Source organism: Brumicola pallidula DSM 14239 = ACAM 615 (genome assembly GCF_000428905.1).
GTDB lineage: Bacteria > Pseudomonadota > Gammaproteobacteria > Enterobacterales > Alteromonadaceae > Glaciecola > Glaciecola pallidula.
Window position 1 is genome coordinate 11,698 of sequence record NZ_KE386818.1, and the last position, 17,962, is coordinate 29,659.

The following is a 17,962-nucleotide window of genomic DNA, read 5'->3' on the forward strand; positions in this document are numbered from 1 at the left end:
TGTAAGGTAGTCGCAGTAATTGATTTAATTACTCTTAGGATATTGTTTGCGTAACCATGTTTTGGCGTTCCCCCCACGGGCGGTCTGCGTTAATTCAACAGCCAGGTCTGACGCATCCAATAATGCCAGCATGTCAATGCCCGTTTTGTAGCCCATTTGTTCGCACATCATAACCACATCTTCGGTTGCTACATTACCACTAGCTCCTGGAGCAAACGGACATCCGCCTAGTCCCGCAATAGAGGCGTCAAAACGTCGAATACCCGCTTCCAGAGCGGCGTATAAATTAGCTAAGCCCATTGCTCGAGTATCATGAAAGTGACAGGAAAAAACATCTGAACCGAAGTGTTTTACCAATTGGTTCATAAGCGTATTGACTCGTAATGGGTCTCCTGCGCCAATCGTATCTGCGATAACTAAACGAGACGCGCCTAATTCCAACAAGCTGCCAGCCATATCTATAACTTGCTGTGGCGCAATAACCCCCTCAAATGGACATGCCCAAGCGGTAGCCAAATATACTTGCACTTCAACTTTAGTATTTTTTGAAACGTGTATGACGTCTTTAATCATGTTCAGAGTTTGTGCGTTATCCATACGAATGTTTTTTTCATTCATCGTATTCGATGTCGCAATAACTAATGAAGCTAACTTGAGCTTGTTTTGTTCAGCTAATTCAAATCCCTTCATATTTGGGATTAAGGTTGAGTAATGACACGTCGTAGTGGCAAGCTGTTGACATATATCATCTGTACCAGCCATAGCAGGGACCGCTTTAGGTGATACAAATGCACCTACTTCGATGCCATCTAGCCCGGCATCGGTTAGTAATTCAATTAGTTGCAGTCGTTGTTGCGGCGTTAATATTTTCGCTTGATTCTGTAAACCGTCACGGGGCCCTACATCATTAATGAAAACATCCTTAATCATGGTTACTTCCCCTAACGGCACCTTCAGATACTAGCATGTCGATCCGCTCTTGAGACATTTGCAGTAATTCGGATAATACGGTCTGTGTATCTTGACCTAAAGTAGGTGCTGCTTCAAAAGTCTCCTCATTGGTGCGCGAAAACTTTATGGGGTTACCGGGTCCTTTGGTCGAACTACCGTTGGGATGTTTTAAATCTACAACCATATTCCGATGCAGCACTTGTTCATCATTTAAGGTCTCAGATAAGCTGTTTACGGGAGCACAAGGAATTCGCCTGGCTTCTAATTGCGCGATCCAATAGGCTGTTGTATTTTGACCTAATACGGCATTTAACTGGTCATCAATAAAGTCTTTTGCCGCCCATCTGCCGGGCTGTCCGTCGTATTTGCTGTCGTCAAACTCAGGGCACTTAACTACTTCATTTAAGTTTTTCCAGAAATTATCTGTAATAATCGCAATAACAATAAAGCCGTCTGACGTGGGGTACGTGTTGTACGGAACGTGAACAAAGTGAGAATTACCAATAGGGTAGGGGTCGTCACCAGATAAAAAGTGCATGGTCGCCATGTAATTCAGCATTGAAACTTGGCAATCCAGCATAGAAATATCTACATCTTGCCCTTTGCCACTAGTTGCACGCTCTATTATGGCTGATTGAATGCCCATGACGGCGAACATTCCACCGCCAAGGTCACCAATTGGAATGCCCGCGCGTACAGGATGGTTTTTATCTGTTCCGGTGATTGACATGCCACCACCAGTCGCCTGCGCTACTTGGTCGAAAGCGGGCCTTTTGTATTTTGGACCATTACTGCCAAAGCCAGTGATACTGCAGGTGATAATTTTAGGATTAATCTTACTCAAGGTTTTATAGTCAATACCAAGACGCTCTGGTACACCCGCGCCAAAATTATTAACAACAACATCCGACTCTTTAACTAATTCATAAAAAACTTGTTTGCCTGCCTCGCTTTTTAAATCTATACAGATGCTTTGTTTGTTGCGATTTAGTGTTAGATAATACGCCCCCATGCCGTCGAGAGAATTTTTGGGGTCGGTTGCTAATAATTTACGTGTGCCTTCGCCCTGTAAAGGTTCAACCTTTATTGTTTCTGCACCTAAATCTGCAAGTATCATCGCGCAGTAAGGGCCAGACAACATATGCGTTAAATCAATAACACGTAAACCAGCAAGTGGTTTGTTCATTATTTTCTCCAATTCAAACATTACTTTGGATGCGAGACTTGAGGTGATTAGCCACAGTACAAGCCCGATCCAATTATACCTTAGAAGTTATAAGTAAATTCAACGCCGTATTCTGCACGGGCAGAAGGATGAAGAAAAGAACCACCGAATTCAGGCGCAGGAATGACTTCTTGTAGATATTGCTCATCAGTAATGTTTTTTCCATAAATTGCGAGCGTCCAAGTTTCAGCTTCAAGCGCAATGCGTGCATTTAATGTATAAAATGCATCACGTGCCGCATTATCAAAGTTTTGTGGATGTGGGCCCGGTGGAACGCCTCCGCCAAGTGTTCCAAAAAAGTCCCAAATAGTGGGCGTTTGTTCGCCTTGAAGTGTGTGGAAAAACGTCTCTCCGGTGTATTGATAATCAACTCGTGTAGTTAACCAATAATCTTCACTGACAGGTTGCTCATAACTGAAACCTAAGGTGTAGGTAGTTTCAGGGGATTGTGGCGCTTTGTTACCAACAGACAGAGGACGATTCCGGTTTTCCTTTATCTCTGAATCAAGTAGACCGACACCACCAAATACTTTAAACGTATCTGTAATCTCAGCTGTAAAATCCAGCTCAAAGCCTTGAATTGCGAGTTCGTCGATTGTGGTGACCGCTCTCAATAATCCAAATGGGCCAGCAAAAAATTCAAAGAATTGATTATCTTCAACCGTGGTTTTAAATATAGCACCGTTAAGTCGGACTTTGCCATCCATCAACTTAGACTTCAGCCCGAATTCAATATTGGTAGTTACCTCTTTTGCATAATCATCGGTGACTAACAATTTAGCGTCCACTGCATCGCCGGGTGTGCCGGTACCCGAACTATTAAACCAAAAATCGAGAGTTGCTTGAGTGCCTATAGAGTTAAATCCGCCACTCCTGAAACCAACCCCATAACTCGCGTAAGAATTAACATTGTCTGTTAGTTCGTAGCTCAGAGTTACTTTAGGTTGAAAATGCGAAAACGATCTGCTTCTGTCCGGGATCCCATTTGGATTCGCGTTAAACGCTGGGTTTATTGGTCCTATCGTATTTATGTTAAGTCCTGAAGATGACACGTTTGGAACGTTATTGGATACTGTTCTCTCTTCATTGTCATAACGCAAAGCGACAGCTAATTCCATTTTATCTGAGACGTCATATTCAATTTGACCAAAGGCAGAAATAACCGAGGTATCAAAGGTATCGTCAAACAGCAAATCGGTTGGGTTTGGCCCCGTTGGTGGAACATATGCTTGGCGGAGGAAGCCTTGACCCTGATCTGCACCGTAGGCAACCACAACATCACGTTCAATTTCGGCGAAGTAGACACCCGCTATCCAACGTATATCGGCGTCATCATCATCAGATGTGACTCTCAATTCTCCGCTGAAATCCCTTTGGCTGCGCTCTTGATACTGAAAACCGTCACAAGAAGTTGGCGTATATGGACCGTAAACACCGGTGAATTCTACGCCAGGAGGAAATACGCCAAATGGAGCAAAAAAATCACCGAATAAATCGGACCGGTTCGCACCACCTAAAGCTGCGGGTGTATTGTTCAACGTTGCACGATCAGTTTGGCATTGTGGCGTTAACTCATATCCATAAAAGGACGCACTTGTGCCGTCAGATAATAAGTATTCTTCTAAATCGTTATAAGCGAGCACACCAGTAATATCATAGCCATCTAAATCCCAATCAGCTTTAACCGAAAACTCGGTACTGTCTTGTTTGTTTTCGCCAGGGACGTTAAAAGCAAATATAAAATCGTGATCATTTACATCTGCATTGTAAGCAGGTTGATTAAAAGCATTTACAAAAGAGGGCAATGCGAACACGGCATTAAAGTTGATAGCGCCACCTTCGACTTTGGACATGCCTGCACGAATATCTAAAGTGAGTTGATCTGACACATCCCACATCAATCGACCTTTAATCGTCGTGTCTTCTAAGAAATCGACAACATCATCTTGGCCTGTGAGCACATTCGTGTAATGTCCGTCCATACTGTTGTAGCTTGCGGTCAATCTACCGCGCATACTGTCATTAAGCGCGCCACTCATAATGCCATTAATGCGCTGGATACCGGCATTACCAGTACCCACTTTAACTTTACCTTCAAATTCTTCACTCGGTAGTGTTGTGGTTACCAAAATAGCACCTGCAACAGCGTTGCGCCCATAGAGCGCGCCTTGAGGACCTTTGAGTATTTCAATTTGTGCTATATCGAGGAGCTCTTCATTGAATCCATTTGGATTGGTCATTAAAACGCCATCGACGACGTAAGCAAAGGTAGATTCAGCATCGCGAGTAGAGACAATACCGCGAATATTCACTTGGGTATCTCCCACGTTGGCCGTGTCAACAATATTGACATTCGGCACGAGTGAAATGAAATCACCTGGGCGTTCAATACCGGCAGTTTCAATATCTCTAGCGGACAGAGCACTGACTGCGATCGGAACATCTTGAAGGCTTTCGGGGCGTTTGCGTGAAATACTAATAATCTCTATGCTGTCTTCTCTTTCTGAAGCTTGTGATTCTTGTGCAAGCGCGCTGCTTGCGACCGCACATGAACCAGCTAACATGGATAAAGCTACGGCGCTTCCAATTTTGCTTTGGGTAAATCTACGCATTTTGTTGTCCCCTTTTTTTATTTTCATGAGTGAGTTTTAATCGTCGCCATAAAGTGGTTTGACTTATTCCAAGGAACTGCGCGACGAGTTCTTTGTTCCCGTTAAATTTATCCATTGCCTGTATAACTAATTGATGTTCATTTTTAGCAAGCGCGCCTTTATCCCCAGCCTCTGGGTTAACAAACAATTCAGGCGCTAGTTCGTGCAATAATTGAGTTACTTTTTTACTATCTATTTGTGGATGAACAGAGCAATAAACTAGCAAGCGCTCTACAATATTTTCGAGCTCTCTGACATTACCAGGCCAATTATAGGCTTCAAAAATACCGTTTAAATGGAAGGCAATGCTGTCTAGCGTTTCTATTGTTAGTTCGCCGAAGTTAAGTGCACTTAATTTTGATTTAGTGATGTTTGCAATATCTTCTTTGCGCTCCTTAAGTGAAGGAACGTTAATACTTAATACATTGAGCCGATAATATAAGTCGTCCCTAAATAATCCACTTTTAACTTGTTCCGCAAGTGGTTTATTGGTCGCGGCAATGATTTTTAGATTTACTTTAAATTCCTTATGAGAACCAATTGGACGATACGATTTCTCTTGAATTACACGCAACAATTTGGCCTGTTGAGGAAGGCTTAGTTCGCCTACTTCATCTAAAAATAATACGCCATTTTCGGCCTCATAGAGGAGGCCATGCTTACCACCGCGTTTTGACCCTGTAAATGAACCTTCTACATAACCAAATAGTTCACCTTCGAATAATTCACTAGGCATAGCAGCACAATTAATTGCAACGAATTGACCATCCGAAAATTGACTCTTTTGATGAATGCGCTTTGCAATCATTTCTTTACCAGTGCCTGATTCGCCGATGATCAAAACATGGCTGGGAGAATGAGCATATAAATCGGTTCGCTCGATTAAATCACTCATGATTTTAGATTGGTAAACTAAAGGTTGTGCTGGTTTGAATTGCTTTGGAGTGGAAGGAATATTAGGTGTCTGGGCGTAAAACTGATAGATATCAAACTTGTGATTAGCCATTTCAATAGTGTCTTTATGAAACCACCAATCAGTTTGATTTAATCTACATTTACCATCCGAAATATCGGTGAATTGACTACTTTGAAGTAGATCTAGGATTTGTTGTTTATTGACAGAGTCAATGGTGAATTCATCTTTTGCAGCTGCATTTGAGGTTAGCATGTTGGTGTAGTTGTCTACGACTAATATTGGAGTTTTTGAGTCTTCATTAAGCCAACGATGTATTGCTTTTGAGTGAACTTGTTCTTTTTGCTTACTACCGATCTCAATAGCTTCTTTTAAGATGGCTTTGCATGATTCCTTTGAATATATTAAAAACGATTTTATATTGTTTTGAGAAGCCAATCCACAAACTAAACTAGCACCGACCACGACGTTATTGGAAGATAGTTTTGATAGTTGATAAATTTGCTTAGCTTCTTGCGCTGTTTCATATTTGCTGTGTTTTATATTAATAGAGGTGTTTTGATTAAGTAGCTCAACAAGGCTGCTGTAGTCATCAAAGGTGATAACATGCACGTCCTTGTTAACAGTTGACGCTTTTAAAATTGCACAAATAATGTCAGATTCGGTAACAGGAATCGATAATACGGGAACATTCAGTGCAGTTTTTAAATAAGCCGCATTACTTCCTGCGCTTATAACCACATCAGGACTAAACAAACTTACGTGTTTGTTAGCTTCGTCAATAGTACCCACAATAGCGTCTATTATTCGACATTCAGCATGTTCGTCCATACCAGTCAATACACTACTTAATAGCTGACTAAATTCTTTATGTCCGAATATTAAAATACGTACTTTACTAGTTTGATACATTGCTGGACTAAAACCTTATTAACGTTCCGTTTACAAGTTTTATTAAAGCATGGTTCATGCCAAATAGCTGATAAATATAAAAGTGTTATTAATCAGACAGTTGGTTATTTTTTTGCGCGAATTTCACAGTGAATAAATTCAATTTGAAATATTTAATTTCAAATTGAATTAATTTTAGGTGTTTCTGTTAACTGTAAAACCACGCCAAATTGCTCAAAAGGTGATAGATCGCAAATTGGCCAGCCATCTATGCCTAGTCTTTTTTCGCTGTAAGATAATTCGAGATCTTGAAGTGTTTTATCAATAGAATGAGTGGCAAATGAGATTAAAAAAATACCTTCTCCTTTGTTTGCTAGAATATCAGCAACTACCCCTTCATTAGTGATAGGTTGCACTAATACTAACAAGCTTTGTCCTATCTCAAACCTCGCTGTTTTGACATTCCTTGCTGGCAGTATTTCAACAATTGGTTGCTGTCCTAAAAGTTTTTTAAAATAAAGAATAGACGCGTTTAAATCAGCCACTACAAAATTAATATGATGAATATGAGTTAGCAAAACCAAGCTCCCGTATGTGTCTACGTAATGATAATCGTAATTTACAGCTTACTTTTTTAGCTCGGATGTGACTACTACTGATTTACTGCGCGATTTTGCTGTAACATAATAAATGATTGTTGCAGCGCGTGAAAAATATAAACCCATTAATATAGGTAAACAATAACGCTAGTCCTTGTTTATGAGGATTTGCATCAGTTATAAGGGCACTTTTTAAGCTACTACACCGGCATAATTTTTAGTTTATATAGTTAAATTTGCATATATTTCATATCAATCATTATGGTTGTCTAAAATTACTTGTCTATGCAGTATTGTGTATGTATACTGCGCGCCCTTGAAGTCAATATCTTAGTTCCTTGTCTCCATGTAGACGACTTCACTACGCGAGGCTACAACCGTAAGGAGCAATAATGCGTCATTACGAAATCGTATTCATGGTTCACCCAGATCAGAGTGAACAAGTGCCAGGCATGATTGAAAAATATACTGGTATTCTCGAACAAGACGGCGGGAAAATCCATCGTTTAGAAGACTGGGGTCGTCGTCAATTGGCATACCCAATCGAAAAGCTACACAAAGCCCACTATGTTCTATTGAACGTTGAAGCAACTGTCGAAGCTGTAGATGAACTAGAAGTTGCTTTCCGTTACAACGACATCATTTTGCGTAACCTAGTGATGCGTACGAAAGCCGCGGTGACAGAACAGTCTCCAATGGCTAAAGAAGAACGTCGTGACGATCGCAGACCACCACGTGACGAAAAATCTTACGATGCGCCTGAAGCAAAAGCTGCATCAGAAGCAACAGTTGCACCAGAAGCAGCCGCTGCACCGGAAGAAGCTAAATCAGAAGAAGGAGACGCATAATGGCTCGTTTTTTTAGACGTCGTAAGTTTTGTCGTTTTTCAGCTGAAGGCGCAGAAGTTATCGATTATAAAGATATACCTATGTTGAAAAACTACGTAACTGAAAGTGGTAAAATTGTTCCTAGCCGTATTACTGGTACTAGCGCTAAATATCAGCGCCAGTTAGCAACTGCAATTAAGCGCTCGCGTTTCTTAGCATTGTTACCATATACAGATTCACACAAATAAGATTGGCAAAGAGGTAGCAAGATGGAAATCATACTACTAGACAAAGTCGCCAACTTAGGCGGTCTAGGTGACAAGGTCACAGTAAAATCAGGTTATGCACGAAACTATTTGTTCCCACATCAAAAAGCTGTTCCGGCTACTAAAGCCAACGTTGATAAATTTGAGCAACGTCGCGCCGAGTTGGAAGCTAAGATTGCTGATCAATTAGCCACTGCGCAAGCACGTGCTGACAAACTTAACGCTCTTGAGCCAGTGACTATCGCATCTCCTGCTGGCGATGAAGGTAAGTTGTTTGGTTCTGTTGGTACTCGTGACATCGCTGATGCAGTTACTGCCGCTGGTGTTGAGATTACTAAAGCAGAAGTTAAATTACCTACCGGTACTTTGCGTGAAACAGGCGAATTCGAAATCGATATTCAATTGCACTCAGAAGTAATGGCAATAGTTAAATTGGTAATTATCCAAGAAGCTTAATAGCGTAAACGATATCTAGTTAATAGATATCGCTTAGAAATTGAAAACACCGCACAGCGGTGTTTTTTTTCATCTGCAAACAGGTTTAAAAACATCGCCTGACTCCGTGTAAGGATAACCTGGCATGACTACACAGAGTTTTTTGCCATGCATATCATAGGTTTTACTTTCGCCTTTCCAAAATCTCTCTTTGCGTCGGGTTCCATCTAACTCGAGTGACTTACTTACCGACGGTTTTTAATGCTTTCGAAAATTTAGCACTGAATAGGTCTTCAAGGGTGGCAATACTTGCTTGATGCACGTTCGCAACCAATTGCTTGGGCTACTTTTAGCACGTCATCGCGGTTTTTATTTACTTTAAAGAAAAATGCGACTTTGATATCCGCACTGATGTTTTCCTTACAAATAAGTCTGCCGGTGCCGCTTCTATCAACTTCAATGGTCTTTAGCGATATATCCATGACTTCCAATTTATGGAATAAAGGAAGAACAACGACGCCTGTAAAAGGCACTTTAAGAGCTTATAATTTCATTTATTTTGTTTGCTTGATTATCTCCGTTAATGAAGGGTGCTGAGACTATAAGTGATAGGTATTGTTGCGCATAAAAAAGCAAAATGACTGTTGGCTTGATATCAATCCGCTTTCAACGCACTATCACTGCTTATTTTTGTAACGTACGAATGGTGAGGTTTACTAAACCATTCTCACCAGAATATTGTTATTACCTAACTCAAGGAATATTTCGATGAAAGAAGCCGTAATCGTCTCTACAGCGCGCACGCCAATTGGTCGTGCTTATCGTGGTGCGTTCAATAATATTAAATCACCTACCTTGACAGCCCATGCAATAAAACATGCAGTAGAGCGTTCCGGTGTTGAAGGTGGCGAAATTGATGATGTGATCATTGGTTCGGTTTTGAATGCTGGAAGCGCGGGCTCGAACGTTGCTCGCTTAGCTGCTTTAGCTGCGGGATTGCCTTATTCTGCTTCAGGTCAAACTATTGACCGTCAATGTTCATCGGGCCTAATGGCCATCGCTACAGCCGCTAAACAAGTTATTGTTGACGGTATGGACGTAGTGGTTGCTGGTGGTCAAGAGAATATTTCTGAAATCCAAGCAAAGTATTATGATTGGGTGAGCCAGTGTGTAGACAAAAATGTCACTAACAAAGCGCAACACGCTTATATGCCTATGTTATTTACGGCGGAAAACGTGGCTAAGAAATACAATATTTCACGTGAAGCTCAAGATGAATATGCGTTAATGTCACAACAGCGCACAGCAGCAGCCCAAGTTGCGGGTAAATTTGATGATGAAATAGTACCAATGACCTCAACTATGGGCATTATGGATAAGGAAACAAAAGAAGTTTCGTTTAAAGAAGTGACATTAGAAAAAGATGAAGGTAACCGTCCTTCGACCACATTGGAAAGTCTGCAAAGCCTCAAGTCAGTTATTGATGGTGGTTGTATTACTGCTGGTAATGCAAGTCAATTGTCTGATGGCGCTTCGGCATGTGTGGTCATGGAAGCGAAAATGGCAGAAAAACGTGGGTTGGCTCCACTGGGTATTTATCGCGGTATGATGGTCGCTGGTAATGAGCCAGAAGAAATGGGTATTGGCCCAATTTATGCTATTCCTAAATTGCTTAAAGTGCATGGCTTGAGTATTAACGATATTGGTTTGTGGGAATTGAACGAAGCTTTTGCTTGCCAAGCCTTATATTGCAGAGACAAGCTAGGTATTGACCCCGACATCTATAATGTCAATGGTGGCGCAATTTCAATAGGTCATCCCTATGGAATGACTGGTGCAAGAGCCGTTGGCCATGCTTTGATTGAAGGTAAACGTCGTGGTGTTAAGTATGTTGTAGTCACGATGTGTGTTGGTGGAGGCATGGGCGCCGCTGGTTTATTTGAAATTGCATAATGCTCGTTGATGTAGATATAGATTGATGCACATATAGAGTGCATTTACTCTGTTGTAACCCCTTAAAGTTAATCACTTCTAGGGGTTACTCGAGTGTTATTGAACAGTATCAGTCGGTATTTAGTAAGCGACCTATTTTTTTAGTTTTCTGACCCATTCAGCCGCTAAGCCGCTAATTGCACTAGCGTCTACTTTCTCCGGTATATTTTTATCTTTGCTACGAACCAAGCGCATAATATCGCTTATTGACTTGGTGTTCTGCAATCGATGCTCAAGTGTAATACTATCACCGACCTTCATTCTACCGGTTTCGATAACTCGGTAGTACCATCCCGTTATCCTTTGCTCTGCAATAAACAGATCCATGTTTCTGACGCCATATCGTTGATTTATTTTAACGCAGGGCGCACGGGGCGAGTTGACTTGCAATACAACACTGCCAATACGGTAAATGTCGCCAATAAATACAGTTTCATCACTCATCGTAGGCGCTGATATATTTTCTCCGATGCTGCCAAAAAGAAGATTTTGCGTGATATTCGGAAATTTTTTTCTTAATATTTCATAACTTTCTTGAGAATACTGATGCATTGCCATTTCAGGACCACCATGCAATTTTTTGTTTCCTTGCTCGTCTTCAATTGCGCCATTTAATTCGATATGGAGTTGCTCGAATGGCAACTTAATAATACTACTTGGTGATTGTCTAGGCCCGAAAGCTTGGGGTTTACCTGCAAATAACGCGTCCACTAGCATCAGTGCTTTCCCTTATGTTGTTATGTTGCAAATTGAGGTGAACTAATGGCTTAGGAAAGCCAAAGCCTATCGGTATTCAAGCTAATACAATGCGTATTAAGGTAGCATAAGCTTTGAATAAAATAAAAAGTAGATTAAAAAATATGGTGGATTTGAACTTTTTTGAACTGAAGTGCGACATACTTTTTGAATTGAAGGGTGACATACTTTTTGAATAATATAATTAAATACAGAATAAGAAGTACAGTATAGCTTTATTATAAACCCTATATTAAGCGCGGTCGCCCCTCAGGATTATCAGCACAAAGCGTTAATCGATGCCGCTATACGAGGTGATAGAGCAGGATTTAAATTTTTGTATTAATTGCTTGTTGTTCGTATATACGTTGTGTGCTTTCGCTTATGTGCTAACAAAGTCGTAAAAGGACGTTGCGATAAGGTTTGACATTAAGGCAAAAGCGGCTGGTTTAATTAGAAATAAAATTACTGATAACGAACAAAGCAAAGTTAAATATAGGGCTAGACGTTCGTTAGAATTCAGCACTTCAAACTCCACAAGTACTGTGCAAGTTTCTACTGTGCGTGGTGGTGTAAAAGTCGTAACAAAATAGTCTGCCTATATTTAAAAGAATCTTCATGAAAGTTTCATAAAATAGATATATTATTTCTTACTTTAGGACGAAATTGATAAGTGAGAAATACCATACACGTATCGAATATAATTTATTTTATTGGCGGTGGGGCTGATAAAACACGTGAACGCTTTGGTATCATCAAATGGGGACCCACTAATTTGATGGGACTCGCTAAAGCTGCTTTGGATTTGCAAAAAGGACCCACATGCGAAACCAAGTACTATGGCTACCTAGATAAGAAAAAAATCATCCAAGATATTGTTAAACAAAAGCTAAAAAATGCGAAAATTAGGATTAACTTGGTTGGGCATAGTCGCGGTGGCGCCATTGTAAAAGATATTGCAATGAGAGAGTTACGCAAGCTCAACATCAAGGCCAATATCGTCATTTCACTTGACCCTGTAAAAGCAAAGCGTAGCAACCGATATAGAGTACCGAGTAAAAAGAGTGTTAATAATGTTAAGACCTATATTTGTGTTTATGCAAACCCAATAAAACGTGACCCAACTGACTACATTGCTATGGTTGGTGGACAATACGGTGTCCGCTTAGAGCCACACAGTCACTTTTTTGTAGAAGCAGATATCAATCATGGTCAACCTATGCCGATGCTTAAACTGTCGCTCAATGATAAAGGCCGAACGGCCTGGGAAGTGTTACTGAAGGAGTCAAGAAAAGCGTGAATCATATTCGTTCACCAATACAAGTATTTTTGGTTTTTTTAAAACTGGGGTTTACTGCCTTTGGTGGTCCAGTTGCGCATCTTGCTTTTTTCAGAGAAGAGTTTGTTGTCCGTAAAAAGTGGATAACCGAATCCGACTACTCCGAAATCGTTGCTTTATGTCAGTTTTTGCCCGGGCCCGCAAGTAGTCAAGTTGGGCTTACCATTGGTTTGTCTCGAGCTGGTTACCTTGGCTCATTAGCAGCATGGCTTGGGTTTACTATGCCCTCTGCTATATTATTACTGTTGCTAGCGCTAGGGTATTCAAATTACGGCAATGTCATTCCCATAGGTCTATTGACCGGATTGAAAATTGTTACTGTTGCCGTTGTCGCCCAAGCAGTCTGGGGAATGTGGAAAAGTATTTGTATTGATAACGCGCGTATTACAATTATGTTGCTTTCTGCCATCGGTCTATTAGTCTTTCAATCAGTTTTTGCACCATTGGTTGTCATTGTTGTTGCGGGTGTTATTGGCGTCTGGTTATTCAAACCCTCACTGAATATGACTGAAAGTCAGCTCACTTTGTCCATTTCTCGGTTTAGTGGTGTGTTGTGGTTTTTCGTTTTTCTTGTGTTTTTGTTTGGGCTGCCGGTCATTCAACTATTCGTTGAGCAGCCAATTGTTGACATTGTGAGTGCCTTTTTTCGTTCAGGGAGCTTAGTGTTTGGTGGTGGGCATGTTGTACTTCCCCTCCTTGAAAGTGAAATGGTAAAAACAGGTTGGGTGACAAAAGATGCTTTCTTAGCCGGTTATGGTGCAACACAGGCTGTTCCGGGGCCCTTATTTACCTTCTCGGCTTTTTTGGGCGGTGTACTAAACGGACCTATTAGTGGTGTTCTTGGCGCTTTGCTTGCTTTAATTTCGATCTTCCTACCGTCATTTCTGCTAGTTTATGCGATATTGCCTTTTTGGCAGAGTTTAAGAGTCAAGCCTCGAATTAGGGCGGCCTTGGCTGGTATAAATGCAAGTGTGGTGGGTATTTTATTTGCTGCCTTATATCAACCGGTGTTTGTAGAAGGTGTGTCAGGAACAAACGACTTTATTGGTGTGATAATTGCGTTCGGGGCATTAATGTATTGGAAGCTACCACCTTGGTTGGTCGTAATAGCAGGTGGTGTGATAGGGTCAGTGCTTTTATAATTTGCACTTAATTTATCGTCATTAACCGCAAAGACACTACACAAGGCCACTTCACATGGTTTGCTACACTAGATTAAACGGGCTACATATTTTCCTTATATTTTTAACAGACAAGGCGGCTTTTTTGACGCATAATAATATGCTCAAAATACAACTGTGCGCTGCAATTGAAATTTCAAGATAAACAAAAAAAAGACGACGTCGAACAGCTTAAGATCCCTCCGCATTCTATAGAAGCGGAGCAATCCGTGCTAGGCAGTATGATGATCGCGCCCGATTCATGGGACAAGGTAGCTGAAATTGTAGTCGAGAGTGATTTTTATAACCGCTCACACCGCACCATCTTCGGTGCAATTATAAAACTCCTAAGTAATAATCAGTCCGTCGATACTGTCACCGTGAAAGATACACTTGCCCAAAGCGGTAAACTAGATGAAGCCGGTGGTTTCTCTTATCTTATCGAATTAGCCAAAAACACCCCCAGCGCAGCGAACGTATCGGCTTATGCCAGTGTCATTCGTGAACGTGCTATTGTTAGGGAGCTTATCGGGGTTGCTCACGATATTGCTGATGTTGGCTATAACCCTGAGGGTAGAAATAGTGCTGATATTCTCGATTTTGCTGAATCAAAGGTTTTTGAAATTGCCGAAAAACGGACTGGTGAGAACGAAGGTCCGAAGGACATTACTACGGTTTTAACAAAAACCGTTAACAGACTCGATGAATTGGTTAAGCAAGGCCTAGAAATAACAGGTGTCTCAACCGGGTACACCGACCTTGATAGCAAAACGAGTGGATTACAACGTTCTGATTTGATTATTGTCGCCGCTCGTCCTTCAATGGGTAAAACCACTTTTGCGATGAATTTATGTGAAAACGCTATGATGCTGCAGGACAAGCCCGTATTGGTATTCAGCCTCGAAATGCCGGCTGAGCAAATCATGATGAGAATGCTTGCATCGTTAAGTAGAGTAAACCAAACTCATATTCGAACAGCTCAGCTTGACGATGAAGAGTGGGCTAGAATGTCTGGCACAATCAAAACATTGAAAAAGAAAGATAACCTCTATATAGATGACTCATCAGGCCTTACGCCGATGGAGCTGAGAACACGAGCAAGAAAGATAGCACGAGATAAAGGCGGTCTTTCCTTAATCATGATTGATTACCTTCAGTTGATGCGCGTACCTTCGCTCAGTGAAAATAGAACACTGGAAATTGCAGAGATATCACGTTCCTTGAAAGCGTTGGCAAAAGAACTTGAAGTTCCTGTTGTCGCTTTGTCACAGCTAAACCGCACGCTAGAGCAACGAGCCGATAAACGACCCATCAACTCAGATTTACGTGAGTCAGGTTCAATTGAGCAAGATGCCGATTTGATCATGTTCATCTATCGAGACGAAGTTTATAACGAAGCATCTGAAATGAAAGGCATTGCAGAAATCATTATTGGTAAGCAGCGAAACGGACCAATTGGTACAAGTAGACTGACTTTTCAGGGGCAATTTTCTCGTTTCGATAATTATGCGGGACCTGCTTTTGAAGACGAGTACTAATCGCTTTCTTAGTGACAGTTTTGGATTCTATTTTTGGGCTTATTGCTGTTCAATATTAAGCTAACAATCTAACAACCTCTTAAATCATTCATATACGGTGTAAGCCTAATTTATCCAAGCTATCTCATCACCTATTCTATTGTGGTTTTTGGATTAATTTCTCTAAAACGTCTCATCTGTCCTACATAAACGTGTGTATTTTGCATAAATTGCTGGTTTTATTTGGTATATGTTGTTAAATCGCTTCACTTTTATAAAATTCTTCTGATCAAATTTCTATTTCTTTAATTTGTTACTCATAATCTTCTTCGAGGGTAAGTATCAAATTCTCATCAACTTTACTTATAGTTCTTAATTAATAGTAAGTTATTTTTTATAACACTGTTAATTGTCTATAACTAATTGTTTTTATTTGTTATTTTATTTTTTATAGTCCGATGATGCAAATTAAACGATGGTAGTGTTTTATAGTCTTTTTATTACGATATTCTTTTATTTATCAAGTTATTTTGTTCAATAAAAAACTAGCTTAAGTAGTAATTAAATTTTTAAAATAACAATTAAAGGTTAAATATCAGTCTATTTAAGGTTAAAAAACAACCAATTTAATTGGTTGGTTAAATTAATTGAAATTAATTAAGTATAAAATTCTATCTATAAGTATGTGTATTTGAAAGGGGTACAAGCGATCTGGCAAAACTACGAATAATAAGTTTAGGTTGTAATCTTATTATTATGGTTTACACGCCAAAATTTTGACGCATACTCATATAAGAGTTATTCACTATGCAATTCAATTTTTAGAACTGAAGTTGCAAATGACTTACCCGAATCATTTATTAATGCAAGAAAAATTGGAATTTAGATATGGGCAATCTCGAAAATATAATGAAATCACAAAGAGTTAATAAAATAACCTCTGCAATATTGAGTAGCGCATTGGCTTTCACAGCAGCAGCTTGGGGTATATCAAATTACTCAAGTGGTGAAGAATATATTTTGCAAGGTGCAAGTCGCCCAGCCTTAGTTTCTGCTATTCAAGCAGAAAACGGTGTTATCATTCATGAATTTAAACTTATTCAAGCAGTTTCAGCTAAGTTGACAGATAAACAAGTCCAAGGGATTTCTTCGAGAAATGCGATGATCCGCTTTTTTAACGAAGATAATCAGGTGAGTCTGTCTGCTAACAGCAATCTAGGGGTTATGCAAGACAGTTCACTAGGTCAGAACGCGCCTCGCAACTCACAAATTCCAGCACAAATAGGCGCTAGTGAACTCCATAAAGTAGGTATTACGGGCAAAGGGGTTACTGTTGCTATCATCGATAGTGGTCTCGGTCAATTTTCCGCTTTAAATCAAAATACAACAGGTTTACAAAGAAACATAACCGTCGTTAATTCACTAGGTGAAGACGCATCAGGTTCTCAAGATCTCAATGGTCACGGATCACACATGGCAAGTATTTTAGCCGATAGCACCAGTGTTTTTGACCAGTACGGCTCTCCAACAGGTGCACATAGTGGTGTTGCGCCAGATGTAGATTTGGTAATGATTAAGGCATTCGATGAGAAAGGAGAAGCTTCTTATTCTTCTGTTTTACAAGGCATTGAATACGCTATTGAAAATAGAAATAGGTTAAATATCAGAGTGTTGAATGTTGCCTTCAGTTTTCCAGCAACATCATTCTACTGGGAAGATCCAATTAACCAGGCTTTGATGCGTGCATGGAACAATGGTATTACCGTTATTGCCCCTGCAGGTAACGGCAATAACAAAGATATGAGTGTCGGTGTCCCGGGTAATAACCCATATGTTATTACTGTTGGCGCGATGGATGACAACAGTACTCCGTTTGACACTTCTGATGATATTGTCGCTTCGTTTTCTAGTTTTGGACCGACAGTTGAAGGTTTTATGAAGCCAGAAGTACTTGCGCCAGGAACAAACGTTAAAGGGCTTGTTGCTCAAAGTAGTCATTTAGCCGACAAAAACCGAACTTCGGGTGTCTCTGGTACGTCTCAAGCTACAGCTGTCACAGCAGGCGTGGTTGCTTTGATGATTCAACAAGATCCGAGTTTGACACCCGATGAAATTAAATGTCGTTTAATGTCATCAGCGTCGCAAGCCAAAAAGCAAAATGGTGGATTAGCCTTTAGTGTTTTTGCACAAGGTGCCGGACTTATCAATGCATCGGCCGCAATTAACACAACAGCTGTTGGCTGTGCGAATAGCGGTTTGAATATTGCGAATGATATTAATTTAAGAAGCCATTATTTTGGTCCTGCTAAATTCGATGAACGATCTAGCGAGTTTACGTTGGGGGAAGATAAGCAGGCTAACAGTAAAACAGCGAATGGCGTTATCTGGAATAACGATATTGCGAAGGGAGATGTAAAGTCAGCGAATGGCGTCATCTGGAATAATGATATTGTGAAGTCAG

Annotated in this window: 15 protein-coding genes; 8 read left to right on the forward strand and 7 right to left on the reverse strand. The window is 40.5% G+C overall.

Annotated features, from left to right (window positions below):
* Positions 1-24: 24 nt before the first annotated feature.
* The 5 genes from G399_RS0118920 to G399_RS0118940 form a co-directional block, all read right to left on the reverse strand.
* Positions 25-930 carry a hydroxymethylglutaryl-CoA lyase gene (locus G399_RS0118920; protein WP_006015742.1) on the reverse strand — a complete coding sequence of 302 codons (906 nt, stop codon included), beginning with the start codon at positions 928-930 and terminating at the stop codon, positions 25-27.
* Positions 923-2,137 carry a CaiB/BaiF CoA transferase family protein gene (locus G399_RS0118925; RefSeq protein ID WP_006015741.1) on the reverse strand — a complete coding sequence of 405 codons (1,215 nt, stop codon included), beginning with the start codon at positions 2,135-2,137 and terminating at the stop codon, positions 923-925. The genes G399_RS0118920 and G399_RS0118925 overlap by 8 nt, the downstream gene beginning before the upstream one ends.
* 80 nt (positions 2,138-2,217) lie before the next feature.
* The gene (locus G399_RS0118930) at positions 2,218-4,788 is read right to left on the reverse strand and encodes a TonB-dependent receptor (RefSeq protein WP_026843892.1); all 2,571 of its coding nucleotides are present in this window, start codon (positions 4,786-4,788) and stop codon (positions 2,218-2,220) included.
* Positions 4,781-6,652, reverse strand: coding sequence for a sigma 54-interacting transcriptional regulator (locus G399_RS0118935; protein WP_006015738.1), 1,872 nt, complete (start codon positions 6,650-6,652; stop codon positions 4,781-4,783). Before G399_RS0118935 ends, G399_RS0118930 begins: the two co-directional genes overlap by 8 nt.
* A gap of 158 nt (positions 6,653-6,810) precedes the next feature.
* The gene (locus G399_RS0118940) at positions 6,811-7,209 is read right to left on the reverse strand and encodes a VOC family protein (protein ID WP_006015736.1); all 399 of its coding nucleotides are present in this window, start codon (positions 7,207-7,209) and stop codon (positions 6,811-6,813) included.
* 413 nt (positions 7,210-7,622) lie between these two features.
* Between G399_RS0118940 and rpsF the strand changes: the two genes are divergently transcribed.
* Genes rpsF through rplI form a run of 3 tightly spaced genes read left to right on the forward strand, consistent with a single transcriptional unit; the run spans position 7,623 to position 8,779 of the window.
* Complete coding sequence (rpsF, locus tag G399_RS0118945; RefSeq protein WP_006015734.1) at positions 7,623-8,078, forward strand: 30S ribosomal protein S6; 456 nt, start codon at positions 7,623-7,625, stop codon at positions 8,076-8,078.
* On the forward strand, positions 8,078-8,305 hold the full coding sequence (gene rpsR / locus G399_RS0118950; RefSeq protein WP_006015732.1) for a 30S ribosomal protein S18: 228 nt from the start codon (positions 8,078-8,080) through the stop codon (positions 8,303-8,305). The genes rpsF and rpsR overlap by 1 nt, the downstream gene beginning before the upstream one ends.
* 21 nt (positions 8,306-8,326) lie before the next feature.
* Entirely contained in the window at positions 8,327-8,779 is a 453-nt protein-coding gene (gene rplI, locus G399_RS0118955) for a 50S ribosomal protein L9 (protein ID WP_006015730.1), read from the forward strand.
* Positions 8,780-9,051: 272 nt separating this feature from the next.
* On the opposite strand, the gene G399_RS0118960 is transcribed toward rplI, so the two are convergent.
* On the reverse strand, positions 9,052-9,240 hold the full coding sequence (locus tag G399_RS0118960; protein ID WP_006015728.1) for a hypothetical protein: 189 nt from the start codon (positions 9,238-9,240) through the stop codon (positions 9,052-9,054).
* 286 nt (positions 9,241-9,526) lie between these two features.
* On the opposite strand from G399_RS0118960, the gene G399_RS0118965 reads away from it, so the two are divergent.
* Positions 9,527-10,711 carry an acetyl-CoA C-acyltransferase gene (locus G399_RS0118965; RefSeq protein WP_006015717.1) on the forward strand — a complete coding sequence of 395 codons (1,185 nt, stop codon included), beginning with the start codon at positions 9,527-9,529 and terminating at the stop codon, positions 10,709-10,711.
* A 132-nt stretch (positions 10,712-10,843) separates the two neighbouring features.
* Here the strand turns inward: G399_RS0118965 and G399_RS0118970 are convergent, their stop codons facing one another.
* Positions 10,844-11,467, reverse strand: coding sequence for an MOSC domain-containing protein (locus G399_RS0118970; protein ID WP_006015714.1), 624 nt, complete (start codon positions 11,465-11,467; stop codon positions 10,844-10,846).
* 691 nt (positions 11,468-12,158) lie between these two features.
* Here G399_RS0118970 and G399_RS0118975 point away from each other — a divergent pair.
* The 4 genes from G399_RS0118975 to G399_RS21095 all read left to right on the forward strand — a co-directional run.
* The gene (locus G399_RS0118975) at positions 12,159-12,785 is read left to right on the forward strand and encodes a hypothetical protein (RefSeq protein ID WP_006015712.1); all 627 of its coding nucleotides are present in this window, start codon (positions 12,159-12,161) and stop codon (positions 12,783-12,785) included.
* Entirely contained in the window at positions 12,782-13,966 is a 1,185-nt protein-coding gene (gene chrA, locus G399_RS0118980) for a chromate efflux transporter (protein ID WP_006015710.1), read from the forward strand. The genes G399_RS0118975 and chrA overlap by 4 nt, the downstream gene beginning before the upstream one ends.
* 167 nt (positions 13,967-14,133) lie before the next feature.
* Positions 14,134-15,522 carry a replicative DNA helicase gene (dnaB, locus tag G399_RS0118985; RefSeq protein ID WP_026843893.1) on the forward strand — a complete coding sequence of 463 codons (1,389 nt, stop codon included), beginning with the start codon at positions 14,134-14,136 and terminating at the stop codon, positions 15,520-15,522.
* A gap of 888 nt (positions 15,523-16,410) precedes the next feature.
* A partial coding sequence (locus tag G399_RS21095) for a S8 family peptidase (protein WP_161627091.1) occupies positions 16,411-17,962 on the forward strand: 1,552 nt, incomplete at its 3' end.

Bases quoted from the DNA above. Each gene is read 5' to 3' on its own strand.
- G399_RS0118920 (WP_006015742.1), bottom strand. From the start codon at position 930: ATGATTAAGGATGTTTTCATTAATGATGTAGGGCCCCGTGACGGTTTA.
- rpsF (WP_006015734.1), top strand. From the start codon at position 7,623: ATGCGTCATTACGAAATCGTATTCATGGTTCACCCAGATCAGAGTGAA.
- G399_RS0118960 (WP_006015728.1), bottom strand. From the start codon at position 9,240: ATGGATATATCGCTAAAGACCATTGAAGTTGATAGAAGCGGCACCGGC.
- G399_RS0118965 (WP_006015717.1), top strand. From the start codon at position 9,527: ATGAAAGAAGCCGTAATCGTCTCTACAGCGCGCACGCCAATTGGTCGT.
- G399_RS0118935 (WP_006015738.1), bottom strand. From the start codon at position 6,652: ATGTATCAAACTAGTAAAGTACGTATTTTAATATTCGGACATAAAGAA.
- G399_RS0118925 (WP_006015741.1), bottom strand. From the start codon at position 2,137: ATGAACAAACCACTTGCTGGTTTACGTGTTATTGATTTAACGCATATG.
- G399_RS0118970 (WP_006015714.1), bottom strand. From the start codon at position 11,467: ATGCTAGTGGACGCGTTATTTGCAGGTAAACCCCAAGCTTTCGGGCCT.
- rplI (WP_006015730.1), top strand. From the start codon at position 8,327: ATGGAAATCATACTACTAGACAAAGTCGCCAACTTAGGCGGTCTAGGT.
- rpsR (WP_006015732.1), top strand. From the start codon at position 8,078: ATGGCTCGTTTTTTTAGACGTCGTAAGTTTTGTCGTTTTTCAGCTGAA.
- G399_RS0118930 (WP_026843892.1), bottom strand. From the start codon at position 4,788: ATGCGTAGATTTACCCAAAGCAAAATTGGAAGCGCCGTAGCTTTATCC.